The following is a 20,574-nucleotide window of genomic DNA, read 5'->3' as shown; positions in this document are numbered from 1 at the left end:
TATAAGTAAACAGCCCAAGAATATTTATAAATTAGTGCATGATCAAAGATCCACATATTAGAAACTTACTAAAGAAACATGCGTTAAATACATGTTCTAAAGAGGAAAGAGAAGAGCTTGTAAATTTCTTTAAAACACAAGGTGTAAAGGATATCGATTCCATTCCAGATGTTGAAGAGATCAACGAACTTATGGGTGAAGATGACTTTGAAATGGAAGAAGAGGCTTCTTTTCATATTTATAAAGACATAATAGCTCATACTAAGGATCAAAATAATGGTAGTGGGGCCGTTAAACGGTTCTTGAGGGTAGCCGCAATTTTTGTAGGTTTTATTTTAGTAGGGACGCTTTATAAAATGAGCCACAATTCCTCAAATCTGGAAGTGGATATAGAACATATCCGACAAGACAAGGTTACACTTCAGTTGGAGAATGGGGAGGTAAAAGTTATAGATATTAACCTTACACAAGATTTAACCAATGAAAAAGGAAGTATTGTAGGTAAACAGGTTAGAAATAGCATTGCCTATTCTAATAAAGTAGAAATAGAGACACTTACTTATAATACCTTAAATATTCCCTATGGACAAACATTTGAATTACTATTGTCCGATGGTACAGTTGTGCATTTAAATGCAGGGACGTCCATTAAATATCCCGTTAAGTTTTTAAAGGGATATAGTAGAGATGTTTTTTTGGAAGGTGAAGCCTATTTTGATGTAGCTAAGGATAAAAAGCACCGCTTTGTTGTTAATAACAAGGGAGTTAATGTTGAGGTTTATGGAACCAAGTTCAATGTGTCTACCTATCCTGAGGATGAGGTTACCGATGTAGTGTTAGTAGAGGGTTCCGTTAGTATGTATAAGACAGGTGAACAAGTTGATTCTCAAGAACAAGCAAAGGTTATGCTAAAGCCTGGCATTAAAGGGAGTTTTAATAAAAAGGACAAGGCTATTGAAACAAAACCAGTTATAACAAGTATTTATACTTCTTGGATTCATGGAGAACTGGTGTTTAGGGATATGACTTTTGAAAACATCCTTAAAAAATTAGAACGTCGTTATAATGTGTCAATCACCATAGAAAATAAAGTGTTTGCCCAAGAGGTTTTTAATGCGAGCTTTAAAGACGTTCCTATTGAAAAAGTATTAGAATATTTAAAGATAACATACAATATAGATTATACAATAAACAACAATTATATAACCATTAAATAATAATGACTATGAAATAAAACGACTCCTTTTATCACATTTCAATCAAAAAATTACTTGTAAAAATAAACCAGAAACTGTTGGAGCCAGTTTCCGGTTTTAGATAAGTGATTAAGAATAACCACAATTAAACAACTTAAAAGTATGAAAAAAATTCTTTATCAAAAGAACAAACACATTCTGTGTTTAAAATTTAACCTTAAAATGAAATTAAGTGTCTTATTTTTACTTGTTACGTTATTTACAGTACAGGCAAATACAAGCTATTCTCAGGTTACAAAAATTTCTTTAAAGCTGGAAAATGTTAAAGTTAATCAGCTTATTGATGTTATTGAGAGTAAAAGCGACTTTCGTTTTATATACAAAATAAAAGATGTAGACTTAGAACGTATTATTTCCGTTCAAGCTAAAAATGAGAAAATATTTTCCATTTTAGATAGGGTGTTCGATAAAACGGAAACAGCGTACAGTGTTATTGATAGGCAAATATTCTTAATAAGAAAATCAAAAGATAAGCCTGTAGATGAACAAGAAATAAAGCAACAAGATGTAATTGTTAAAGGAAATGTAATAGACGAAAGTAATTTGCCAATGGCGGGTGTTACAATTCTTGTTAAAGGAACTGCTACGGGTACATCTACAGATTTTGATGGGAATTATAGCCTCTTAGTCAAAGATCCTAATGCAATACTGGTATTTTCCTATGTTGGTTTTGAAACACAAGAAGTTCCATTAGAAGGGCAAACCACAATAAACATTATTCTAAAAGAAGATACTGCCCAGTTGGATGAAGTTGTGCTGGTGGCTTATGGTACACAGAAAAAGGAAAGTGTTGTTGGGGCTCAATCTACCATTAAATCAAGAGAATTAAAAGCCCCGGTTAGGGATTTGTCAACAGCGATTGCAGGTAAATTAGCAGGTGTAGTTGCTACCCAGAGGGGAGGCGGGCCAGGAGCTGATGGTGCAGACCTATTTATTAGAGGAATTGCTACTTTTTCATCTAGTCCACAAGGACCATTATTGGTAGTAGATGGTGTTCCAGATAGAAGTATTAATAATATTGATCCCGAAGATGTTGAAAGTTTTACTGTGCTTAAAGATGCCACAGCAACAGCAGTTTATGGTACACGTGGTGCAAATGGTGTTATTTTAATAACAACTAAGAGTGGTAAGGCAGGGAAACCAGTAGTAAATGCAGAGATTAACTCGGCGGTTACCAAATTTACTGAGCTCCCTGATTTTATAGATGGGCCAACATTTATGACCTTGTATAATGAGGGACTAACAACAAGGGGGCAAAATCCAGCCTTTACTCAAGAAGAAATTAATTTAACCGCTAGTGGGGTCGATCCAGATTTATATCCTAACGTAGATTGGTATGATGTGCTGTTCCGTGATTTTGGAACTAATAATCGTATTACTGTTAATATTAGTGGAGGTTCAGATAAATCAACCTATTACATTTCTGCCGGGTATTTTGGAGAAACTGGGCTTTTTAAGACAGGGGATGTAGAGGCTTTTAACTCTAATTTAAAATTAGATCGTTTTAACTTTACAACTAATGTAGATGTAAATGTTACAGAGAGTACAAAAATCGATTTTGGAATTAATGGCTTTATAACAAATTTCAACAGGCCAGCATATGGAGGCTCTGTAGCAGATATTTTTCACTTGGCAACTGCTTCTGCACCACACATTATACCACCCCAGTATAGTAATGGCCAATGGCCACAGCTTCAAGGAACCCTTGCTAGCCCTTATATGGCTTTAACCCAATCTGGAGTTACCAATGAAACAAGAAATACGGTACGTTCAAATTTACGGGTTACACAAAGTATGGATAAGATTCTTGAAGGCTTAAGCGCAACGGCCATGTTTGCTTTTGATGTTAATTCATTTAATGGTTTAAGAAGGGGGCGTAACTTACCAACGTATTGGGCTACAGGGAGAGACGACGATGGAAATTTAATTACTGAAATTTCAAGTACGGGATCTGAAGATTTAAGCTTTTCATTGGGACGTTACGGGGATAGACGTTTTTATTTGGAAACGGCTTTAAATTACGAAAATACTTTTGGTAAACACGACGTATCCGGCTTGTTGCTTTTTAATCAATCAGATTATAGGGATGCCACGAGTAGAGTGGGAACTTATACAGCGGCTATTCCATATAGACAGCGTAATCTTGTAGGGCGTGTTAATTACGGTTTTGAGAATAAATATTTTGTTGAAGCTAACTTTTCCTATTCAGGATCTGATAACTTTATACCTAGCAAGCGTTACGGGTTTTTTCCTTCGTTTGGTGCGGGTTGGGTAATTTCAAAAGAGAAATTCTTTGAACCTGTAACAGACGTTATGTCATTTTTTAAAGTACGCTATAGTTATGGGCTTTCTGGTAATGCAAATATTAATAATCCAAATAATAGATTCTTGTATTTAAGTACTATAGGGGATTCAGGTGGCTATACTTTTGGTGTGCCTGGAGCTACAAGAGGCTATACCGGTTTTGGGGAAACAAGAATTGGAGGTAATGTTAAATGGGAAACCTCATATAGACACAATCTAGGTGTTGAAATGAATTTCCTAAATAACGATTTAAAGTTAATTGTAGAACTGTTTAAAGAACGTCGTGAGGGGATATTGTTACGAGATTATTCAATTCCATATACTTCAGGGTTTACAACTGGTAATATCCCGTTCAACAATGTTGGGAAAACTAAAAATCAAGGTATTGATGTAACCTTGGAATATAACAAATCATGGACAGAAGAGAATTTCTTCCAATTTAGGGGAACATTTAACTACAACGAGAATGAGGCTGTATTTGATGGCCTGCCCGAATGGAGGTACCCTTATTTAAATAGAATTGGACAACCCATTAGCCAAAGGTTTGGATATATTGCTACCGGGTTATTCGAAAATGATGATGAAATAGCTAATGCAGCCGTACAAGCAGGAGATGTTAGAGTGGGGGACATTCGTTACAAGGACTTAAATGGAGATGGCATTATTAATAGTAATGACCAAACGGCTATTGGATACGGTAGTGTACCAAGAATTGTTTATGGTATCTCGATAGGAGGAGGTTTTAAAGGATTTGATGTCAGTTTGTTTTTCCAAGGTGTGGCCCAGGTTGATTTTAATTATTCAGGGGGTTTTGGTACAACACCTTTTTCTCAAGGATCTAGCTATGGTAACATGTATACCAACGTATTAGATAGATGGACTCCAGATAATCCAAACCCGCAAGCGTTTTACCCGAGATTGTCTACAAATCAGACCCAAACAACAAATTATTATACAAGTACTTGGTGGGTTAAACCAGCCGATTATGTTCGTTTAAAACAAGCAGAGATAGGTTATACACTACTTGGTGAGGAAAACAATATTAAAATGTTTAAAAAGTTTAGAATATTCCTTAGCGGAACAAATTTGCTAACCTTTTCTAAATGGGATTTTTGGGATCCTGAATTGGGTGATGGTAGAGGAGCTACATATCCAAACATTACTACTTATAACTTAGGAGTTAGACTTACTTTTTAAAAAAAAATAATATGGAAAGATTTAAACATAAAATTAAAAACACTGTACTTGGTGCATTAATTATATTTAGCATTGCTGGTTGTAACGACGATTTTTTTGATACACAGCCAGATAATTTACTTTCGATAGAAAGTATCTTTGAAAACAGACAGCAAACAGAGCGTTGGTGGGCAGGTTTGTTTTCAAGCATTCAAGATATTTGGGCCTATCCTTATAACTATCAATATGGTCTAATGTGTGATGAAATGGATGCCAGTAACTGGACAAATCCATCTATAAATTCAGGAGCAATTAGTGCAGATAGTTATTATTTTGGATTTACAGGACATTATGAGAAAATTAGATTGGCTACTATTTTTTTAGAAAACATAGATAACAATGATGAAATATTAGCACTTAATAATGGACCTGAAATAATCCGTCAATATAAAGGAGAAGCTCAATTTTTAAGGGCGTACAATTATTGGGTAATGATGAAACATTTGGGGCCTGTGGTAATTCAGCCGTTAGAAGTAGGAAGTCCAGACGGTGATTACCAAATTCCAAGAAGCACATGGAGCGAATGTATTGATTTTGTTCTTTCTGAAATGGCTCAGGCTAAAGAAAAACTTCCAGTAGATTATTTCCAATCGGGAACGGCCGTAGTTGATGGAACCCAAGTGGGGAGAATCAATAAAATGATTGTAGAGGCGGTAGAATCGCAAATATTGCTTTACAATGCAAGTCCTTTGTTTAATGGAAATACAGAGTTAGCTGACTTTAAAAACCTTGATGGAACACAATTAATCCCTCAAACATACGATGCCAATAAATGGACATTAGCTGCTAATGCGGCAAAAGAAGCTATAGATTTAGCTGAGGCCAATGGAAAGGGTTTGTACCAAGCAAGTGGAGCAGATGCTTTTACTACAGCTTACAATTCTGTTAAAAACCTATATTGGGATGGATGGGATGTAGAAGGTATTTGGTTAAGACCTTCAACAGGTAGTTACAATTGGGAAATTCATTGTGCTCCCAGGTCTACCCAAAACACTGGATACAATGGTTTAGCTGTAGTACAACGATTGGTAGACGATTTTAGAATGAGTGACGGAGAATCAATAGAAGATAGTCAAACTTATACAGAAACTGGATACTCAGGAAGTAGCACACCTTACTATGCTGCAGGTACTAACAATATGTATGTTGATCGTGAACCACGTTTTTATGCTTGGATCAATTTTAATGGAGCGGTACATCCTAGTATCCCAAGAGCTGGTCAACCGTATGTTGAGTTTTATAATACAGGTAATTCAGGTAAAAATGGAGCCCCTAGGGATTGGCCTAAAACCGGGTACACTGTTAGAAAAAATACTCATCCAGCTTTCAGGTCAGATCAAGGAACTTTTGGGCGTCCAGCTATGCTCATTAGGTTAGCTGAACTTTACCTTAATTATGCTGAAGCTTTGAATGAAGCAGATCCGGGGAATTCCAATATTTTAATCTATTTAAATAAAGTTAGAGTTAGGGCAGGACTTCCAGAATTGTCTGCAGGTATGAGCCAAGACGAAATGCGTGATCAAATTAGATTGGAGCGTAGGGTTGAGTTTTGTTTTGAGGCTGGCCACAGATTTTTTGATGTTAGAAGATGGAAGATAGCCGATAAATCAGACTCGTACCAAGGAGGAGTTTACTATGGTATGAATATGAATGAAGGAACTGAGTTGTCTAGCGACGAATTCCATACACGTGTTCCGGCATTTACAAGAACACAATGGCAACGTAGGTATTATTTCTTCCCTTATGGACAAAATGAAATGGATAGGAATAAACAATTAGTTCAATTTCCAGGATACTAATGTTAAATAACCATAAATTAAATAATTAATTATGAGATCAATAAAAATAATAGTTTTACTTCTATTGGCTATAATGTTTGGAGTTTATAGCTGCGAAGAAAAGACCCCGCTATATGAGCAATTAACAGACTCTAAAGAAGGAACCAATATTTTTCTTGCTAAATCCAATAAAGGCATAGAGAAACTGACTATTTTTCCAGCTGATGAAGAAACAAGAATAACGACAGTTGGAGCAGGCTATGGTGGGTTAGGTATACCTGCCAATAACATTGATGTTACGTTAGGTATAGATACACATGTATTGGATAGCATTAATGAGACAAGAGTAGTAAATGGTAAAACGCCTTACGAATTATTTCCAGAAGAGGCTTATGTATTTGACAAAATGAATCTTACAATTCCTGCCGGTGAATTGTATTCAGATTTGAGCACGCTTACCTATTATCCCGAAAAGTTTGATATGGAAAAAGGGTATTTATTGCCCATTTCCATTTCTGATGCATCTGGTTACCCTTTTAATAGGCTATCTAAAACATTGGTGTTTTTAGCACCCAAAGGACCAAGGTTGGAAATAGCGCAAAACATGTATGATACAACTGGTTGGGAGGTTATAGACTTTAGTTCAGATGAACCTTATGAAGCTAACTGGAGTGCATATGAACAAACAGGTAGTGCCAGAGCTGTAATAGATGGGATTTTAGATTCGTTTTGGCATACATGCTGGGCTGGATGTACGGCAGAGGAGGTTACAGTTTACCCACATTGGCTTACAATTGATATGAAAGAAGTAAAGTCGTTGGATGGCATAAGATTTCATCAAAGACAATCTAATACAAGAGCAGTTAAGGATTTAGAAATCCTTATTAGCACAGACAATCAAACTTGGGTTAGTCTGGGGGATTATCAACTGGAAAAGAAGATAGCTGCTCAAGATATTGACTTTGAATCAACGCAAGAAGCGAGGTACTTTAAAGTTTTGGCAAAGACGGCTTGGGATGGTACCAATTTTGCTGCTATGGCAGAAATAACTCCTTATGTAGTTGAAGAAACTTATGTGTTTGATGATGAAGATTAACTAGTTTTTTTATTTTGAATTGAAAAAAGCTGTCACAAATTAATTAGGCAGCTTTTTTGTTCAAAGTTAGACGGTAGATATGTTTCATGTATAGATTTTAATTGTGACTAAAATTTCTATCTATTGAATAATTGCTTAGGATGTTTAAAGCTATTATAGTAAATAGTAATCTCAAGGAGAGGTTAGTATAAAAGTAATTACATATCGGTAGCGTCCATTTGTATGAAAAGTTATAGGTTTAGCTTGAGAGAGAGTTGTGGGTAAATAATCCACCATTAAGCTTAAAATGACCCCGAAAACATTCACGTAAAATTTTAAAATTTGTCATGTGTTTAAATGTTTGAACATAATAGTAACTTAGCATAAATTGTTAAGGTTTAGTGTGTGAATAATACAACCAAAATAACCATGAAACTTCTTTACATAACTATGATGAAACAACTAAAATATGCAATAACCTTTATGTTGTTGGTATATGTTGGCGTCTTGAATGCCCAGCAATTATATACCCCTTACGATGATCTTCCAGGAATCATTAAGACCTATAAGCCCTTGTTTGACAATAATTTCCCAGAATGGGCCAAAAAGCTCTACGAATATCCAACCAACTATTTTGAAATAGAACAAGGGTTTAAAGAGTATACGGCCACGCATGGAAAGCAAAAGAGCCCCATAATACGCTATTATAAAATTTGGAGGCACGTGGTGGCTTCATATGTTAATGATAAGGGAGAAATTGTTATACCCAACTTCGATCAAATAGCAAAGACCCAAAATGCTTTGGCTAAAACATCAGGAGTGAATAAAACAGTAGATGCTTCCAATTCCAATTGGACGTTTTTGGGACCCAAACAAACCTTTTGGTTAAATGATGGCTCTATGGGAATACCTGGGGTAGCACCCTGGCAGGTGAATGTGTATAGCTTGGCAGTAGCCCCTTCAAATACAGACATTATATATGTGGGTACTGAAACTGGGTATCTCAACAAATCTGTCGATAAAGGCCAAAATTGGACTTTACTTGCACCAAATTATGCGTTAGGAGGCATTACGGCCATAACCATACATCCAACCAATCCCAATATCGTATACATGGCCAGTTTGGGTAAAATTCATAAAACAACAGATGGAGGCATTACCTGGAATGTGGTATTAAGTAATGTAGAGGCCAACCATATTCTAATAGACCATACCAACCCGAGTAAGATAGTGGCGTCTACAAACCAAGGAATTTATATAAGTTCCAACGATGGTACGAATTGGACCAATAAAGCTTCGGGAAAATTTTATGATGTGGAGTTTAAACCAGGAGATTCCAATGTATTATATGCGTTAAAGCAAAATGCCTCGAGCAAATTAGATGCCATGATGTCTTCTAATGGAGGGGATACGTTTACTGCATTACCAAATTTTCCAAATCAGTTTAATGATGGCAGTGGAGGGTTGCTGGCAGTAACGTCAAATAATCCAAATATTATATATACAACACTACTTAGCGATAATAATACACCACAGTTATATAAGGGAACAAATAATAATGGTAGCTGGACATGGAGTAAAGTGATAGATTGTAATACAGATACTTTTAAATACAATAATGGCCAAGGATATTACGATTTGGTATTAGAAGTCAATCCTAATAATGAAAATGAGTTTTTTGTAGGAACCACTACCTTATTTAAAACTTCTAATGGAGGTAGTACGTTCGATGCTATTGGAGGATATTTTGGTCGCTTTTCCATACATCCCGATATTCAGGATATGAAATGGCTAAGTGATGGCTCTGTTTGGGTCGCTACCGATGGGGGCATGAGTTTCTCAACCGATGCTTTTGAAAACGATTTTCAACCTTTGATCAACAATTTAATTGGATCCGATATGTGGGGCTTCGATCAAGGATGGAATGAAGATATTGTTGTAGGAGGAAGATACCATAACGGTAATACCGCTATAGCCGATTTTTATGGAGATAAAGCCTTGCGTATGGGAGGTGCCGAATCCCCTACAGGATGGGTGTTGCAAGGAAAAAGTAGGCATGTCGCTTTTAACGATTTGGGCAATGGATGGATATTGCCCAAAACAGCCGAAGAACAAGAAGAAGGACGCTTTTTGTTTACTAAGTTTCCTAACATGCTGGAATATGGAGGTAACAGGGGAAGTCTGGTACACCATCCAAATTATTACGAGATCCTGTTTTTGGGCGAGGGCAATGACCTATGGAAGAGTGCCGATATGGGCGTTACTTTTGAGTCGCTTCACACTTTTTCCGACAAAGTCATGGGGGTTTCAATTAGTGTAACAAATCCTAATGTGATGTATGTTGATGTAAAAGGCAACGGATTATATAAAAGTACCGATCAAGGACTAACATGGACTCATAAACCAGCTTTAAGTAGTTCGTCTAACGGCGGAAGTAAAATGAAAGGCAGAACAAGTTTGGTCGTTTCGCCTTACGATGAAAATACCATTTATGCCTGTTATGCTAATGGTACTTGGTCTTCAGATAAGGGTTTGGTATTTAAATCGACCGACGGAGGGGACACTTGGACCAATATTTCTGGAGCTATCGATGCCTACACCAAATGTTTGGCTATTCAACCTACAAGTACAGGCAATGAAATTATCTATTTATTTACCACCCGAAGAAACGGAACCGGAGCCAAAATATATTATAGAAGATCCGATATGAACAGTTGGAGTTTGTTCGAAAACAACTATCCACAAAATTTTGATGTCAATACAGCCATTCCTTTTTATCGCGATGGCAAAATTAGGGTTGCCGGTAGCGGTGGTGTATGGGAGTCGCCCATGCAGGAAGATTTTAAGCCTATCGTGAATCCTTGGGTACAAAGAAAAGAGTTCAATTGTATGACCGATACCTTGTATTTCGACGATCACTCCATTTTAAAACATAGTGGAGCCTCATGGAAATGGGACATATCCCCGGCACCCCAATATATTAACGATGCTAACATTAGAAACCCTAAAGTGGTGTTGGGTAGCCCAGGTTCTTACGATGTAACGCTAACCGTAACCCAAAACGGAATCGATTATGTAAAAACCATCGCAGGTATGGTTACCACTACAACCTGTCCTTCTATAAATGACTGTAGTAATCCTGCAGAATTGCCAAAAGAAGAATGGTCCTTATTGTATGCAGACAGTGAAGAAGTTAATTATCCAGGTTTGGCAACAATGGCTTTCGACGGCGATCCAGATACCATTTGGCATACCAGATGGAGTACGGGAACAGATACTTACCCCCATGAAATTCAAATTGACCTAGGAGGATTTTACAGTCTCAGTAAGTTTACATATTTGCCAAGGCAGAGTGGACAAAATGGACGAATAAATGAATATGAAATTTATTTCAGTACAGATAATACAAATTGGGGTGAGGCCGATTTTACTGGAACCTTCGAGAATTCCTCTGCACCACAAAGTTTAGAGTTTGCTACACCTGAAGTAGCTAGGTACATGAGAATTAAGACCCTGTCTGAAGTTAATGGTGGTGCCTGGACTTCCATCGCAGAATTAACACTTGTTGGATGCATCTACGATAACTGTCCCGATGTGGACAATCCAGACCAAGCCGATTTTGATAATGATGGCTTAGGGGATGCTTGCGACGACGACGATGATAACGATGGCGTATTGGATGCCAATGATCTTTGTCCAGAAACTCCTATAGGTACGATGGTGGATGAAAACGGATGTGAAGTATTTAATTTACCAGTCAATAATTTTGATATCCAGGTTGTGGCAGAAACATGCAGGAACAACAATAATGGAACAATTAGTATTACAGCAGTAGAGACCCATAACTATCAGGTATCATTACAAGGAGATAATGGCCAATCCAATTACAGTTTTACCAATCAATTAACCATCGATAATTTAAGTGCTGGAGTCTATCAATTGTGTATTACGGTAGAAGGTGAAGCTAACTTCGAGCGCTGTTACGACTTAACGGTAAAAGAACCATCCGATTTAGCTGTGCTGGCAAAGTTCGATACGAATACTAAGGCTGTGGATCTGTCAATGTTTAATGGAGAGTTATATAATGTGACCATAAATGGAGAAACCACTACGACAACACAAAGCAAGGTTTCCTTAAACTTAAAGTCTGGTGTTAACACGATAAAAGTAACGACCAATAAAGATTGTCAGGGCGTATTCGAAAAAACAATCATGCTTAATGACGATATACTGGTATACCCCAATCCATTTGAAGAAGACCTGTATATTAATTTAGGAGGTGAAGAGGCTAAGGTGGCTTTTGTTAAAATGTACAATAACAATGGAACGCTTGTGTTGGCACGTGTTCTAGCGGTTGCAAGTCAGACAGTAAAAGTAGAGGCAGCCTTTTTAGCTACAGGAATATATCACGTTAGCTTAAAGACAGAAAACGGTGAGCGTAATTTTAAAGTTGTAAAACAATGAAAAAGTTAATCTATATAAGTATGGCATTATTGGTAGTGTCATGTAGTTCGGGAGGGGATTCCACAGAAAAGAAAGTGTCAAACCCAGAAAAGGCTATTTTGGTTTCCCCTGAAAATAATTCCGAGTGTTTCGAAGGACAAATTATCAGTACTGAAAAGAGCACAGTAACATTTAAATGGAGTGCTGCAAATTTCACGGATAGTTATGATGTTAATGTTAAAAACCTGAACGATCAAACTACAAAACTGTATACAGCAACAGGAACCTCTTTAGATATCGATATCGATAGGGGCACACCGTATTCCTGGTTTGTCGTTTCAAAATCTAAAAAGTCAACATCAACGGCAACAAGTGATACTTGGAAGTTTTATAATGCGGGTGAAGGTGTTACCGAACATGCCCCTTTTCCGGCAGAAATTGTAGCACCTTCGTATAACGAAGCGGTTACGGTATCTAATGGGAAAGTCACTCTGGATTGGACGGGAAGTGATGTGGACAATGATATTGAAAGTTATGAAGTGTTCTTTGGAGAGGCAGACCCTCCTGGGGCGTTTCAAGCTAACATTCAGGAAAGTGTTTTGAATGATGTATCCGTTAGCCCTGGAAAAACCTATTACTGGAAAGTAAAAACCAAAGACAGTCAAGGGAATATATCAAATTCAGATGTGTCCAAGTTTACAGTCAATTAAATGAACAATCAAAGCCATGTTGTAATCCTAACCAAATTCAACATGGCTTTTTTGTGTTTAGGCCCTAATTAAAATCTAAGGGGCATTAACAAAAAGTAGTTTAATTTCTGAAAGTTTTCAGATTTTTTTGTTTTTAAAAATGGGATTTAAAATGTTCAATGCTTATAATTCAACAGTATCCAGTTAGCGTTGGCGACATACTGTTCTTTATCTGTATTATTTTTGAAAACCAAATATAAAGAAGCCTTGTCTTGAGTTGGGCGTACCGGTATGTCGTAGTATTTCATGGCGCCTTTATGTTCATTATGGTAACCTAATGTTGTTGAACCAATAAGCTTGCCATCAGGGGCATTCTCCCTAATTTCCAAGCTTCCTTTATAGGGGTAATCGCTGGCGTAAAATACTGAAAATTTAATGTTCTCTAAGTTCTTAAGGTTTACATTGTTAAATTTTAAATAGGAGTTGTTAACTATGGACCCTACAAGGGTTTCTCCTTCGGCATCCCAAGTGCCTAAACCCGAACTTTTCTCATCGGCGTTTTCGGCTTCGATCTTTGGTGCCTTAAAAATAACTTGTTCCCTTGCAGAGAGTTTGAACTCTAACTGGCCGTCATTACCATTGTCAAGATAAGATGCCATTAACACATACATGCCCTGGTTTTCCTTGCCAATATGCTCTTTAAATTCTATGCTTCCGCTAATGGGTAATAGCTTTTTGTTCGGACTTTTGTCTGGTTTTAGGGATAAAATATATTTTACAATTTTGTCAACTTCATCGGGTTGTAATTGTGGGTGGGCAGACATCATGTGCTCTCCCCATACGCCAGATCCTCCTTTTATAATTTTACTTACTAAGTAACCAATATCATTTTTGGTGTACTTTTTAGCGATATCAATATAGCTAGGGCCATTTACTTTCTCATTGGTGGCATGGCAGGCTTTGCAATCGCTACCATCAATTAATTGTTGTCCTTCTGGAACGGTATTTTGTTGATGGCCTATAGTAGCTTTTACTAAATCATTGCCTTCTGGTATATAATCTAGAGTAACTTTAACTTTGCTTGGGTCTATAGAGCCATCGGCGGTGGTGCCATCTTGTTTGTCGGTTACATGTACCGTGTAGTTAACTTTTTTATGATCCCAATATAGCAGGTTGTCCGGTTCTATTTTAATGCTCAATTCTGGAGGATCATTACCCACCAGTACCTTTGTTTCGGCAATGTTGGTTTCTCCTTGTTTATCGGTAACTTTTAAGCGTATGGTATAGGTACCTGCTTCATTAAATGTAAAGCTTGGGTTTTCTTCTGTCGCTTGTGATTCATTAGAGGTAAAGAACCATTCATAAGTAAGCGGGTCATGGTCATAGTCTTCAGAATCTGTTCCCGAAAATTTAACGGTTAATGGTACAGAACCTACTTCAATGTCTTTGGTGATTCTGGCTATGGGTTTTCTGTTCCCTGCTATGTATGTTATTCGATTTAAACGGGCGTCTAAATTTTGAGAGTTCCATTTTTGTCCATATTCCAGAAGATATAAACTACCGTCTGAACCGAATATCATATCCATCGGGTGGGAGAATTCACTTTTAGGCATAAAACGCTCTGCCTTTTCATAGTTATGTTCTTTGTCTAATGTGACGATATATATCCAGTCTCGCATCCACTCGTAAACGATGAGTTTGTCTTCAAAATATGGTGGAAAAGTGGTCTTGGCATTTGGATAGTCTGATGCATGAAAGATAGGCCCTGCCATAGGGTTTACGCCTCCTGTGCCCAACCAAGGGAATTCTTCCGATCTGTCATACGAATACCATATTAGGGATTCTTGGGCAGGAGGGAGATCCTTTAATCCAGTGTTGTTTGGCGAATCGTTTGTCAAGTGATTTGGGTCAAATTTAGGCCCCGATTCTCGGGTGTCAAAATTATAGTCGTTGTATGCTTGGTTGTTCCCTCTGGTATAGGGCCATCCCCAAAAACCGGCTTTTCTAGCTTGATCAAATTCGCCCATTCCTTTTGGTCCGCGGTTAGGGTCTCCCTTACCGGCATCTGGACCTACATCGCCCCAATAAAGATATCCTGTTTTGCTATCTATAGAAGGTCTAAACGGGTTTCTACAGCCCATAATATAAATTTCGGGTCTTGTGTTAGGGGTTCCGACGGGGAAAAGGTTGCCTTCCGGAATGGAATAGGTGCCATCGTCTTCTGGTTTTATTCTTAAAATTTTACCTCTTAGATCGTTGGTGTTGGCGGCCGATTTTTGAGCATCCCAAAGTGCTCTGCCCTCGCGTTCATCGATTGGAGCATATCCAGACGATTCAAAAGGATTGGTGTTATCGCCCAAAGTGATGAATAAGTTGCCGTTTGGGCCAAACTCCAATGCGCCACCACTGTGGCAGCATTTTCTAATGGTAGGGATTTTAAGTAGTATCTTTTCAGATGTAAAATCGAGAGTATCATCTTTTAATTCGAAACGCGATACATGTTGCAGTGGTTCATCACCAGGAGCTGAATAAAATAAATAAATCCAATGGTTGGTCTTATAATTGGGGTCGACGGCTAAACCCAATAATCCGTCTTCATTGCCATAAAACAGATCGAGTTGTGCTATCGTTTTGGTTTGTTCGGTTTTAAAATCAAACAATTTTAAGGCACCACGGCGTTCAACAAACAAAATGCCACGTTCTGGGAGTTCGTCCAGTTCCATAGGTTCATTTAGATTGAAATCAAGAACCTGTCTTACAAATCGGTTTTCAGGAGTTATACGGTCAGACGTCGCTTTACTATAATCCAATTCATTTTTTCCAATGGCATAGGTTATACCGCCAAGTAAATGTTTTAAAAAGGTTGCATCGGTATATGTTTCGTTGGTATGTCCCATTTCAGTATAAAAGGATCGTCCGCCATCATACTCATGATACCACGAAATGGGGTGGTTGTCTCCATTGGTTCCACCCTTATAACTATTCTCGTCTATTTTGATAAGCACATTTATATCTGGATTTATATCTCTAAAGTTATACCATTCGTCTTCCTTGCTCCAAGTGTCGTCCAGTAATTTTGTAGAGGGATGGGACTTATCGATAACATTAAGCTTAGCTTCCTGAATATGGGGGTGGTTCTTAAAATAAGCACCCACAAGTTTATTGTACCAAGGCCAGTCGTATTCGGTATCGGTAGCGGCATGTACACCAACAAAACCTCCACCAGCTTGCATGTAGCGTTCAAAATCGGCCTGTTGTGCTTCGTTAAGGATGTCTCCCGTAGTATTTAGGAAAATAACCGCAGAAAATTGCTTTAATGAATCCTCAACAAAATAGGCGTCATCTTCGGTAGCAATAACTTTAAAATCATTTGTTTTGCCCAATTGCTTTACAGCATCAATACCTGTTTCAATTGATCCATGTCTAAATTCGACTGTTTTGCTAAAAACCAATACCGTTTTGTCTTTAGAATTGCAGGATAGTATTAAAAATGCAACGGTCAAGGAGACCGCCAATTTTTTAATTAGATTGAATTTCATAAACGTATAATGTCTTAATTAAATAGTTATTTTTTTCTTTTAGCGATGTGTTAAGAAAATCATTTCGTTTTGAGCTTACCGTTGGAACTTATTAACGGTTATAGACTAAAATATAAATAATCCTCTTATACCCGTTCCAATTTAATAGGGTATGTTTTATGGGCATTCCATTGGCATACGTATAGGTTTTTATCATTATCTAGGCAAACGTCATGACAATGGTTGAAAAGTGTCGATTCTTGCACCATTAACTTTAACTTACCATTTTCGTAAACAGGGGCCATCCCTCCTGGGTTTGAAATTACCTTATTGTCTTTGTTCAATATGGTTATAAACCCAGAATCTGGTGTTTGGTTTAAATACCTTAATCGAGACCAACAGACACCTGAGTACATCATATCATCGTCCATCACAGCTCTGCATACATAAGCACCAGGTAAAAATATGGTATTTAGATACTTGCCGTCAAGTGTAAACCGTTTAAAGGAGTTATGCGCTCTGGAAGTACACATTAGTGTTATATTATCAGGATCGCGCTTATCTATTGTAACCCCATGAGCTGTACTGAATTGGTCGTCCTTGTCGCCCGGGCCTCCAAAGTGACGAATATATTCACCTTTAGCGTTGTATTGGATAATGTATTGTGAACCGTAACCGTCTGCTACATAAATGTCTCCGTTGTCCGCTATGGCTGTTTCTGTTGGACTGAACCTGTCTTTTTCAGAATAAATACCAATATCTTTCGGGTGTTGAAGTTTCATTAATAGCTTACCGTCTGTTGTTGTTTTTACAACGCTTCCCGAATTGGGATCGGTAATAAATAAAACATCAGTACCGCCTTCATCAAAGATTGATAATCCATGGGCGGAATTAAAGTTTAGTGTCCATGAATTTAGTAGTTTTCCTGATTGGTCATAAACTATGATATTGTTTTTGGGCTCGTCTGTAGACATGATTAAGTGTCCTTTTGAATCCAATACGATTTCATGACAATTGTTTACCGGAGTAGTATTTGGGTCTAAATTACCCCACGCCTTATGAACCCTGTATCTAAAGTCGCCATGTCCAATAATAGTTTCACTTAGGGAAGGTTTATTAATAATGCCAAAGGAGTGGATTGTAGGGGTTACTAAGGTACTCCCTAATACAATACCTGTTTTTTTAATGAAAGTACGTCTGTTAGGATTCATAATTTATATTGTTTAAACAAATTAACATAAAATGTAATTTGATACGGTTGACTAATCTTATATATTTTATAAGGATGCATCTGTTATTAATCTTAAAATGCTTTAGCTAAAGAAAACATTTGATACTTGTTTCCACTTAAGCTCAAATAATAAGAACAATGTAAGTTTTAAAAGTATGTTTTTTTTATAATATTGGTGTTTAAATTATTTCAGTGAAAAAAAATGAATAATTAACCTTTAACGAACTAAGTCTCTATCTGTTCTAGAAGGGGTAAAGATAAAAGTATGAAATGTGATGTTTTTAAAAGATAGCGTGTTTAAAATATTTCATAGTGGGTAATGTCGCTGTTTTTTTGGAAGTCTGTTGGCTTACTTAAATATATGGTTCAATATTAATTGACAAATGTCTGTAGGGTTTACAAATTCTGAATTAGGCATGGCTTCTGGTTCTTGTTTGTCTTGAACCAATACTGGGTAATAGGCTTCGTCCACGGCAATGGCTCCATGCGAGCCTTTAACTAATTGGGCGTTTAAAGGAATAACATTCAGTAACGTTCTGAAACCTAATTTCTTTTTTAAAAGCTTAAAAATGATCCTGGCGGTCATTAGTTTCTTTTTGGGGTCTGTAAATAGTTCTACAGGGTCGTAACCCGGTTTTTTGTGGATGTCTACCATTCTGGCAAAATCAGGCGCTTTTTTATCATCCAACCAATAGTAATAGGTAAACCAAAAATCTTTGTTGGCCACTGCTATTAAATCGCCAGAGCGCTCATGGTTTATGTGGTGTTCTATTTTGCCTTGTTCATCTAATACCAAATCTATTTCTGGACAGTCTTCCAGTAGCTTTTTTAGGTCTTTAAGCTTGCTTTTGTTATTAATGTATACATGCGCCACTTGGTGATCGGCCATAGCAAAAGCATCACTTATCCCAACATCGGGCAATTCCAAGCCATTTTCAGTTCGCACGTTTATATAGCCATGTTTTCTCAAAAGGCGATTGATATGAAATGGGCCTTTTACTGGATTGATACCATATTCGGAAAGTAAAAGAATCTTAACGCCCTTGGATTCGTAAAACGAAATGAGGTCTTTGCAAACCATGTCCAGTTCTTTTAGATCCTTTAAAATGGAGACTTCATCGTTGTGTTTTTGCAGGACATAATCCAAGTGCGGTAGGTATATTAATTGCAGTGTAGGTTCATGCCAGTTATGGACTAATTTAGAAGCATTGGCAATCCATTTTGTAGACTTAATGGATGTGTTAGGGCCCCAAAAGTTGAACAAGGGAAAAGTGCCCAGTTCTTTTTGTAATCGGTCCCTTAGGCCTTCAGGTTTAGAATAACAATCTGGTTTTTTTTGTCCGTCGGCTCGGTATTGCGGTCGTGGGGTGACATTAAAATCGGCATTAGAATACATGTTGTACCACCAAAACATATTCGAGCAGGTAAATTCAGGGTTTAGGGTTTTGGCCATGTCCCAGATTTTAGGGGCTTGAACCAAATGATTGGATTGTCGCCATAGCTTGATCTCGCATTCGTCCTTAAAATACCAGCCATTGGCAACAATACCATGTTGGTTGGGCCATTTTCCTGTAAGATAGGTAGATTGTGCGGTACAAGTAACAGCTGGAAGTACTGGCTTTATCTTTGAAAGCTGCCGTTTTTCAATCCATTGCGTTAGGAAGAGGTCTTTATGTTTTAATAAAGCACTTGACAGGCCAACAATATCTATAACAACGGTTTGATGCATGGGTTTAATTTACGATCCTGTTTAAAAATTTGCCAATTGTTTTTGTACCCATTCCAGTTCTCTGGAAATGGAAGCGGTAAGGCTGGTTTGCAATGCTTTGGGAAGGATGGACCAAGTATAGGTCTCAACTTCTAAATGGTTGCTATAGGCCTTTTGTTTCCATAGTTTAAGGGCTTTAATAATATCGTTTTGGGTTGATTGTAATACATCAAAGTTAGAAAGAAAAATGGGCACGTGAAAATGGGTACGCAACTCTTTAAAATCTTTATGAGCCATAGTTTGAATACCTTCACTTAAATCTGAAAAGTGTAATAGCTTACCATCATCCAGTTTTATCACCGATTGGTGTAAATAGGTGGGTTCATCAAATTGGCGCAAGTGTTTTTGTTGAATATTGATTGGAACATTGCTGGAACGTTTACACTTTATAGCGGCACTAATTTGAACTTTTCCAATATTGATGCCTTCTTTTTGTAAATTGGAAATCACATGTTCTGGCGATTCATAGGCCAGGGCAAAATGGCATACATCATAGCAAATTTGTATGTGGAGCAACAGATGCTGTTTGGCCGTTTCTTCACTGCATTTTAGTTGCTTTTGAAGCTCCAAAACCCCCACTTTTAAAAGGTAGTCTTTAAAGAAGTCAATAACTTCCTGGGTGTTTTCTAAAAAGCCATCGGGTTCTGGTTCCAAATCCAAGTGTAATAACTTACCGGTTGCGTTTTTTATGCCGACTAGTTGCGCGACAATTTTAGCTAATGAAGCACAGGCGTCTTTTTTAGCGGTATCAACAGATTCTTGATCTTTGAACCAATATTTATAGGATAGTGGCGATGTCGATACACTACCGTCCATATTTTCGGGGAGTAATTCTGCCAATATGGTCATGAGGTCGCATGTGTAAGCCAAACGCTCCGAAGTTGTCCAATCCGGGGTGTGAACCTGGTCTTTTATAACGACATTGTGGAAAGCGCCATAGGGAAATCCGTTAATGGTAAATACATATAGGTTTTCACGTTCCAGCCAGTTTTTAAAATCATCTAAGTTGGAACGCTCTAATAGGGTTGAGGCACTTTTTTGTGAAAGCCTCAATCCAATACCAAAAGGGGCATCTTGTGAAAGCTCCTTTTTTACGTTAAGGGTATAGTGTTTTATATTATGAAATACCTCTTCCCAGGTTTCACCAGAATGGATGTTTGTGCAATAGGTTAGATGTGCGTTTTCTCCAATTCTCATGCTTCAAAGGTATTTAATTTTGATATTTGGTACATGACAAAAAATGAATAACACATTTAAAATATTGGTTAACAAAGGA

Annotated in this window: 10 protein-coding genes; 6 read left to right on the top strand and 4 right to left on the bottom strand. The window is 37.4% G+C overall.

The genetic code is table 11. The features are described 5' to 3' along the window. The first annotated feature begins 38 nt into the window (after positions 1-38). The 6 genes from MR062_RS03870 (at position 39) to MR062_RS03845 (ending at position 12,802) form a co-directional block, all read left to right on the top strand. Positions 39-1,217 carry a FecR family protein gene (locus tag MR062_RS03870; RefSeq protein ID WP_242202767.1) on the top strand — a complete coding sequence of 393 codons (1,179 nt, stop codon included), beginning with the start codon at positions 39-41 and terminating at the stop codon, positions 1,215-1,217. A 141-nt stretch (positions 1,218-1,358) separates the two neighbouring features. Continuing rightward, complete coding sequence (locus tag MR062_RS03865) at positions 1,359-4,757, top strand: TonB-dependent receptor (RefSeq protein WP_242202766.1); 3,399 nt, start codon at positions 1,359-1,361, stop codon at positions 4,755-4,757. Between the two features lie 11 nt (positions 4,758-4,768). Then, positions 4,769-6,595: a RagB/SusD family nutrient uptake outer membrane protein gene (locus MR062_RS03860; protein ID WP_223548929.1), complete on the top strand. Its 1,827-nt coding sequence runs from the start codon at positions 4,769-4,771 to the stop codon at positions 6,593-6,595. A 31-nt stretch (positions 6,596-6,626) separates the two neighbouring features. After that, entirely contained in the window at positions 6,627-7,670 is a 1,044-nt protein-coding gene (locus MR062_RS03855; RefSeq protein ID WP_242202765.1) for a discoidin domain-containing protein, read from the top strand. 429 nt (positions 7,671-8,099) lie between these two features. Beyond that, positions 8,100-12,113, top strand: coding sequence for a discoidin domain-containing protein (locus tag MR062_RS03850; protein ID WP_242202764.1), 4,014 nt, complete (start codon positions 8,100-8,102; stop codon positions 12,111-12,113). Continuing rightward, positions 12,110-12,802 (top strand): hypothetical protein, encoded by a 693-nt coding sequence (locus MR062_RS03845; RefSeq protein WP_242202763.1) that lies wholly within the window; start codon positions 12,110-12,112, stop codon positions 12,800-12,802. The genes MR062_RS03850 and MR062_RS03845 overlap by 4 nt, the downstream gene beginning before the upstream one ends. A gap of 155 nt (positions 12,803-12,957) precedes the next feature. On the opposite strand, the gene MR062_RS03840 is transcribed toward MR062_RS03845, so the two are convergent. The 4 genes from MR062_RS03840 to eboE form a co-directional block, all read right to left on the bottom strand. Then, positions 12,958-16,320, bottom strand: a complete 3,363-nt coding sequence (locus tag MR062_RS03840; RefSeq protein ID WP_242202762.1) for a ThuA domain-containing protein — start codon at positions 16,318-16,320, stop codon at positions 12,958-12,960. Positions 16,321-16,445: 125 nt separating this feature from the next. Further along, positions 16,446-17,510 carry an NHL repeat-containing protein gene (locus tag MR062_RS03835; protein WP_242202761.1) on the bottom strand — a complete coding sequence of 355 codons (1,065 nt, stop codon included), beginning with the start codon at positions 17,508-17,510 and terminating at the stop codon, positions 16,446-16,448. A gap of 369 nt (positions 17,511-17,879) precedes the next feature. Then, the gene (locus MR062_RS03830; protein ID WP_242202760.1) at positions 17,880-19,259 is read right to left on the bottom strand and encodes an alkaline phosphatase family protein; all 1,380 of its coding nucleotides are present in this window, start codon (positions 19,257-19,259) and stop codon (positions 17,880-17,882) included. A gap of 21 nt (positions 19,260-19,280) precedes the next feature. Further along, the gene (eboE, locus tag MR062_RS03825; protein WP_242202759.1) at positions 19,281-20,495 is read right to left on the bottom strand and encodes a metabolite traffic protein EboE; all 1,215 of its coding nucleotides are present in this window, start codon (positions 20,493-20,495) and stop codon (positions 19,281-19,283) included. Positions 20,496-20,574: the final 79 nt, after the last annotated feature.

It is taken from the genome of Aestuariivivens insulae, assembly GCF_022662195.1.
GTDB lineage: Bacteria > Bacteroidota > Bacteroidia > Flavobacteriales > Flavobacteriaceae > Aestuariivivens > Aestuariivivens insulae.
Note: the sequence above shows the minus strand (reverse complement) of the source record. Positions and strands in the feature narration are given on the sequence as shown.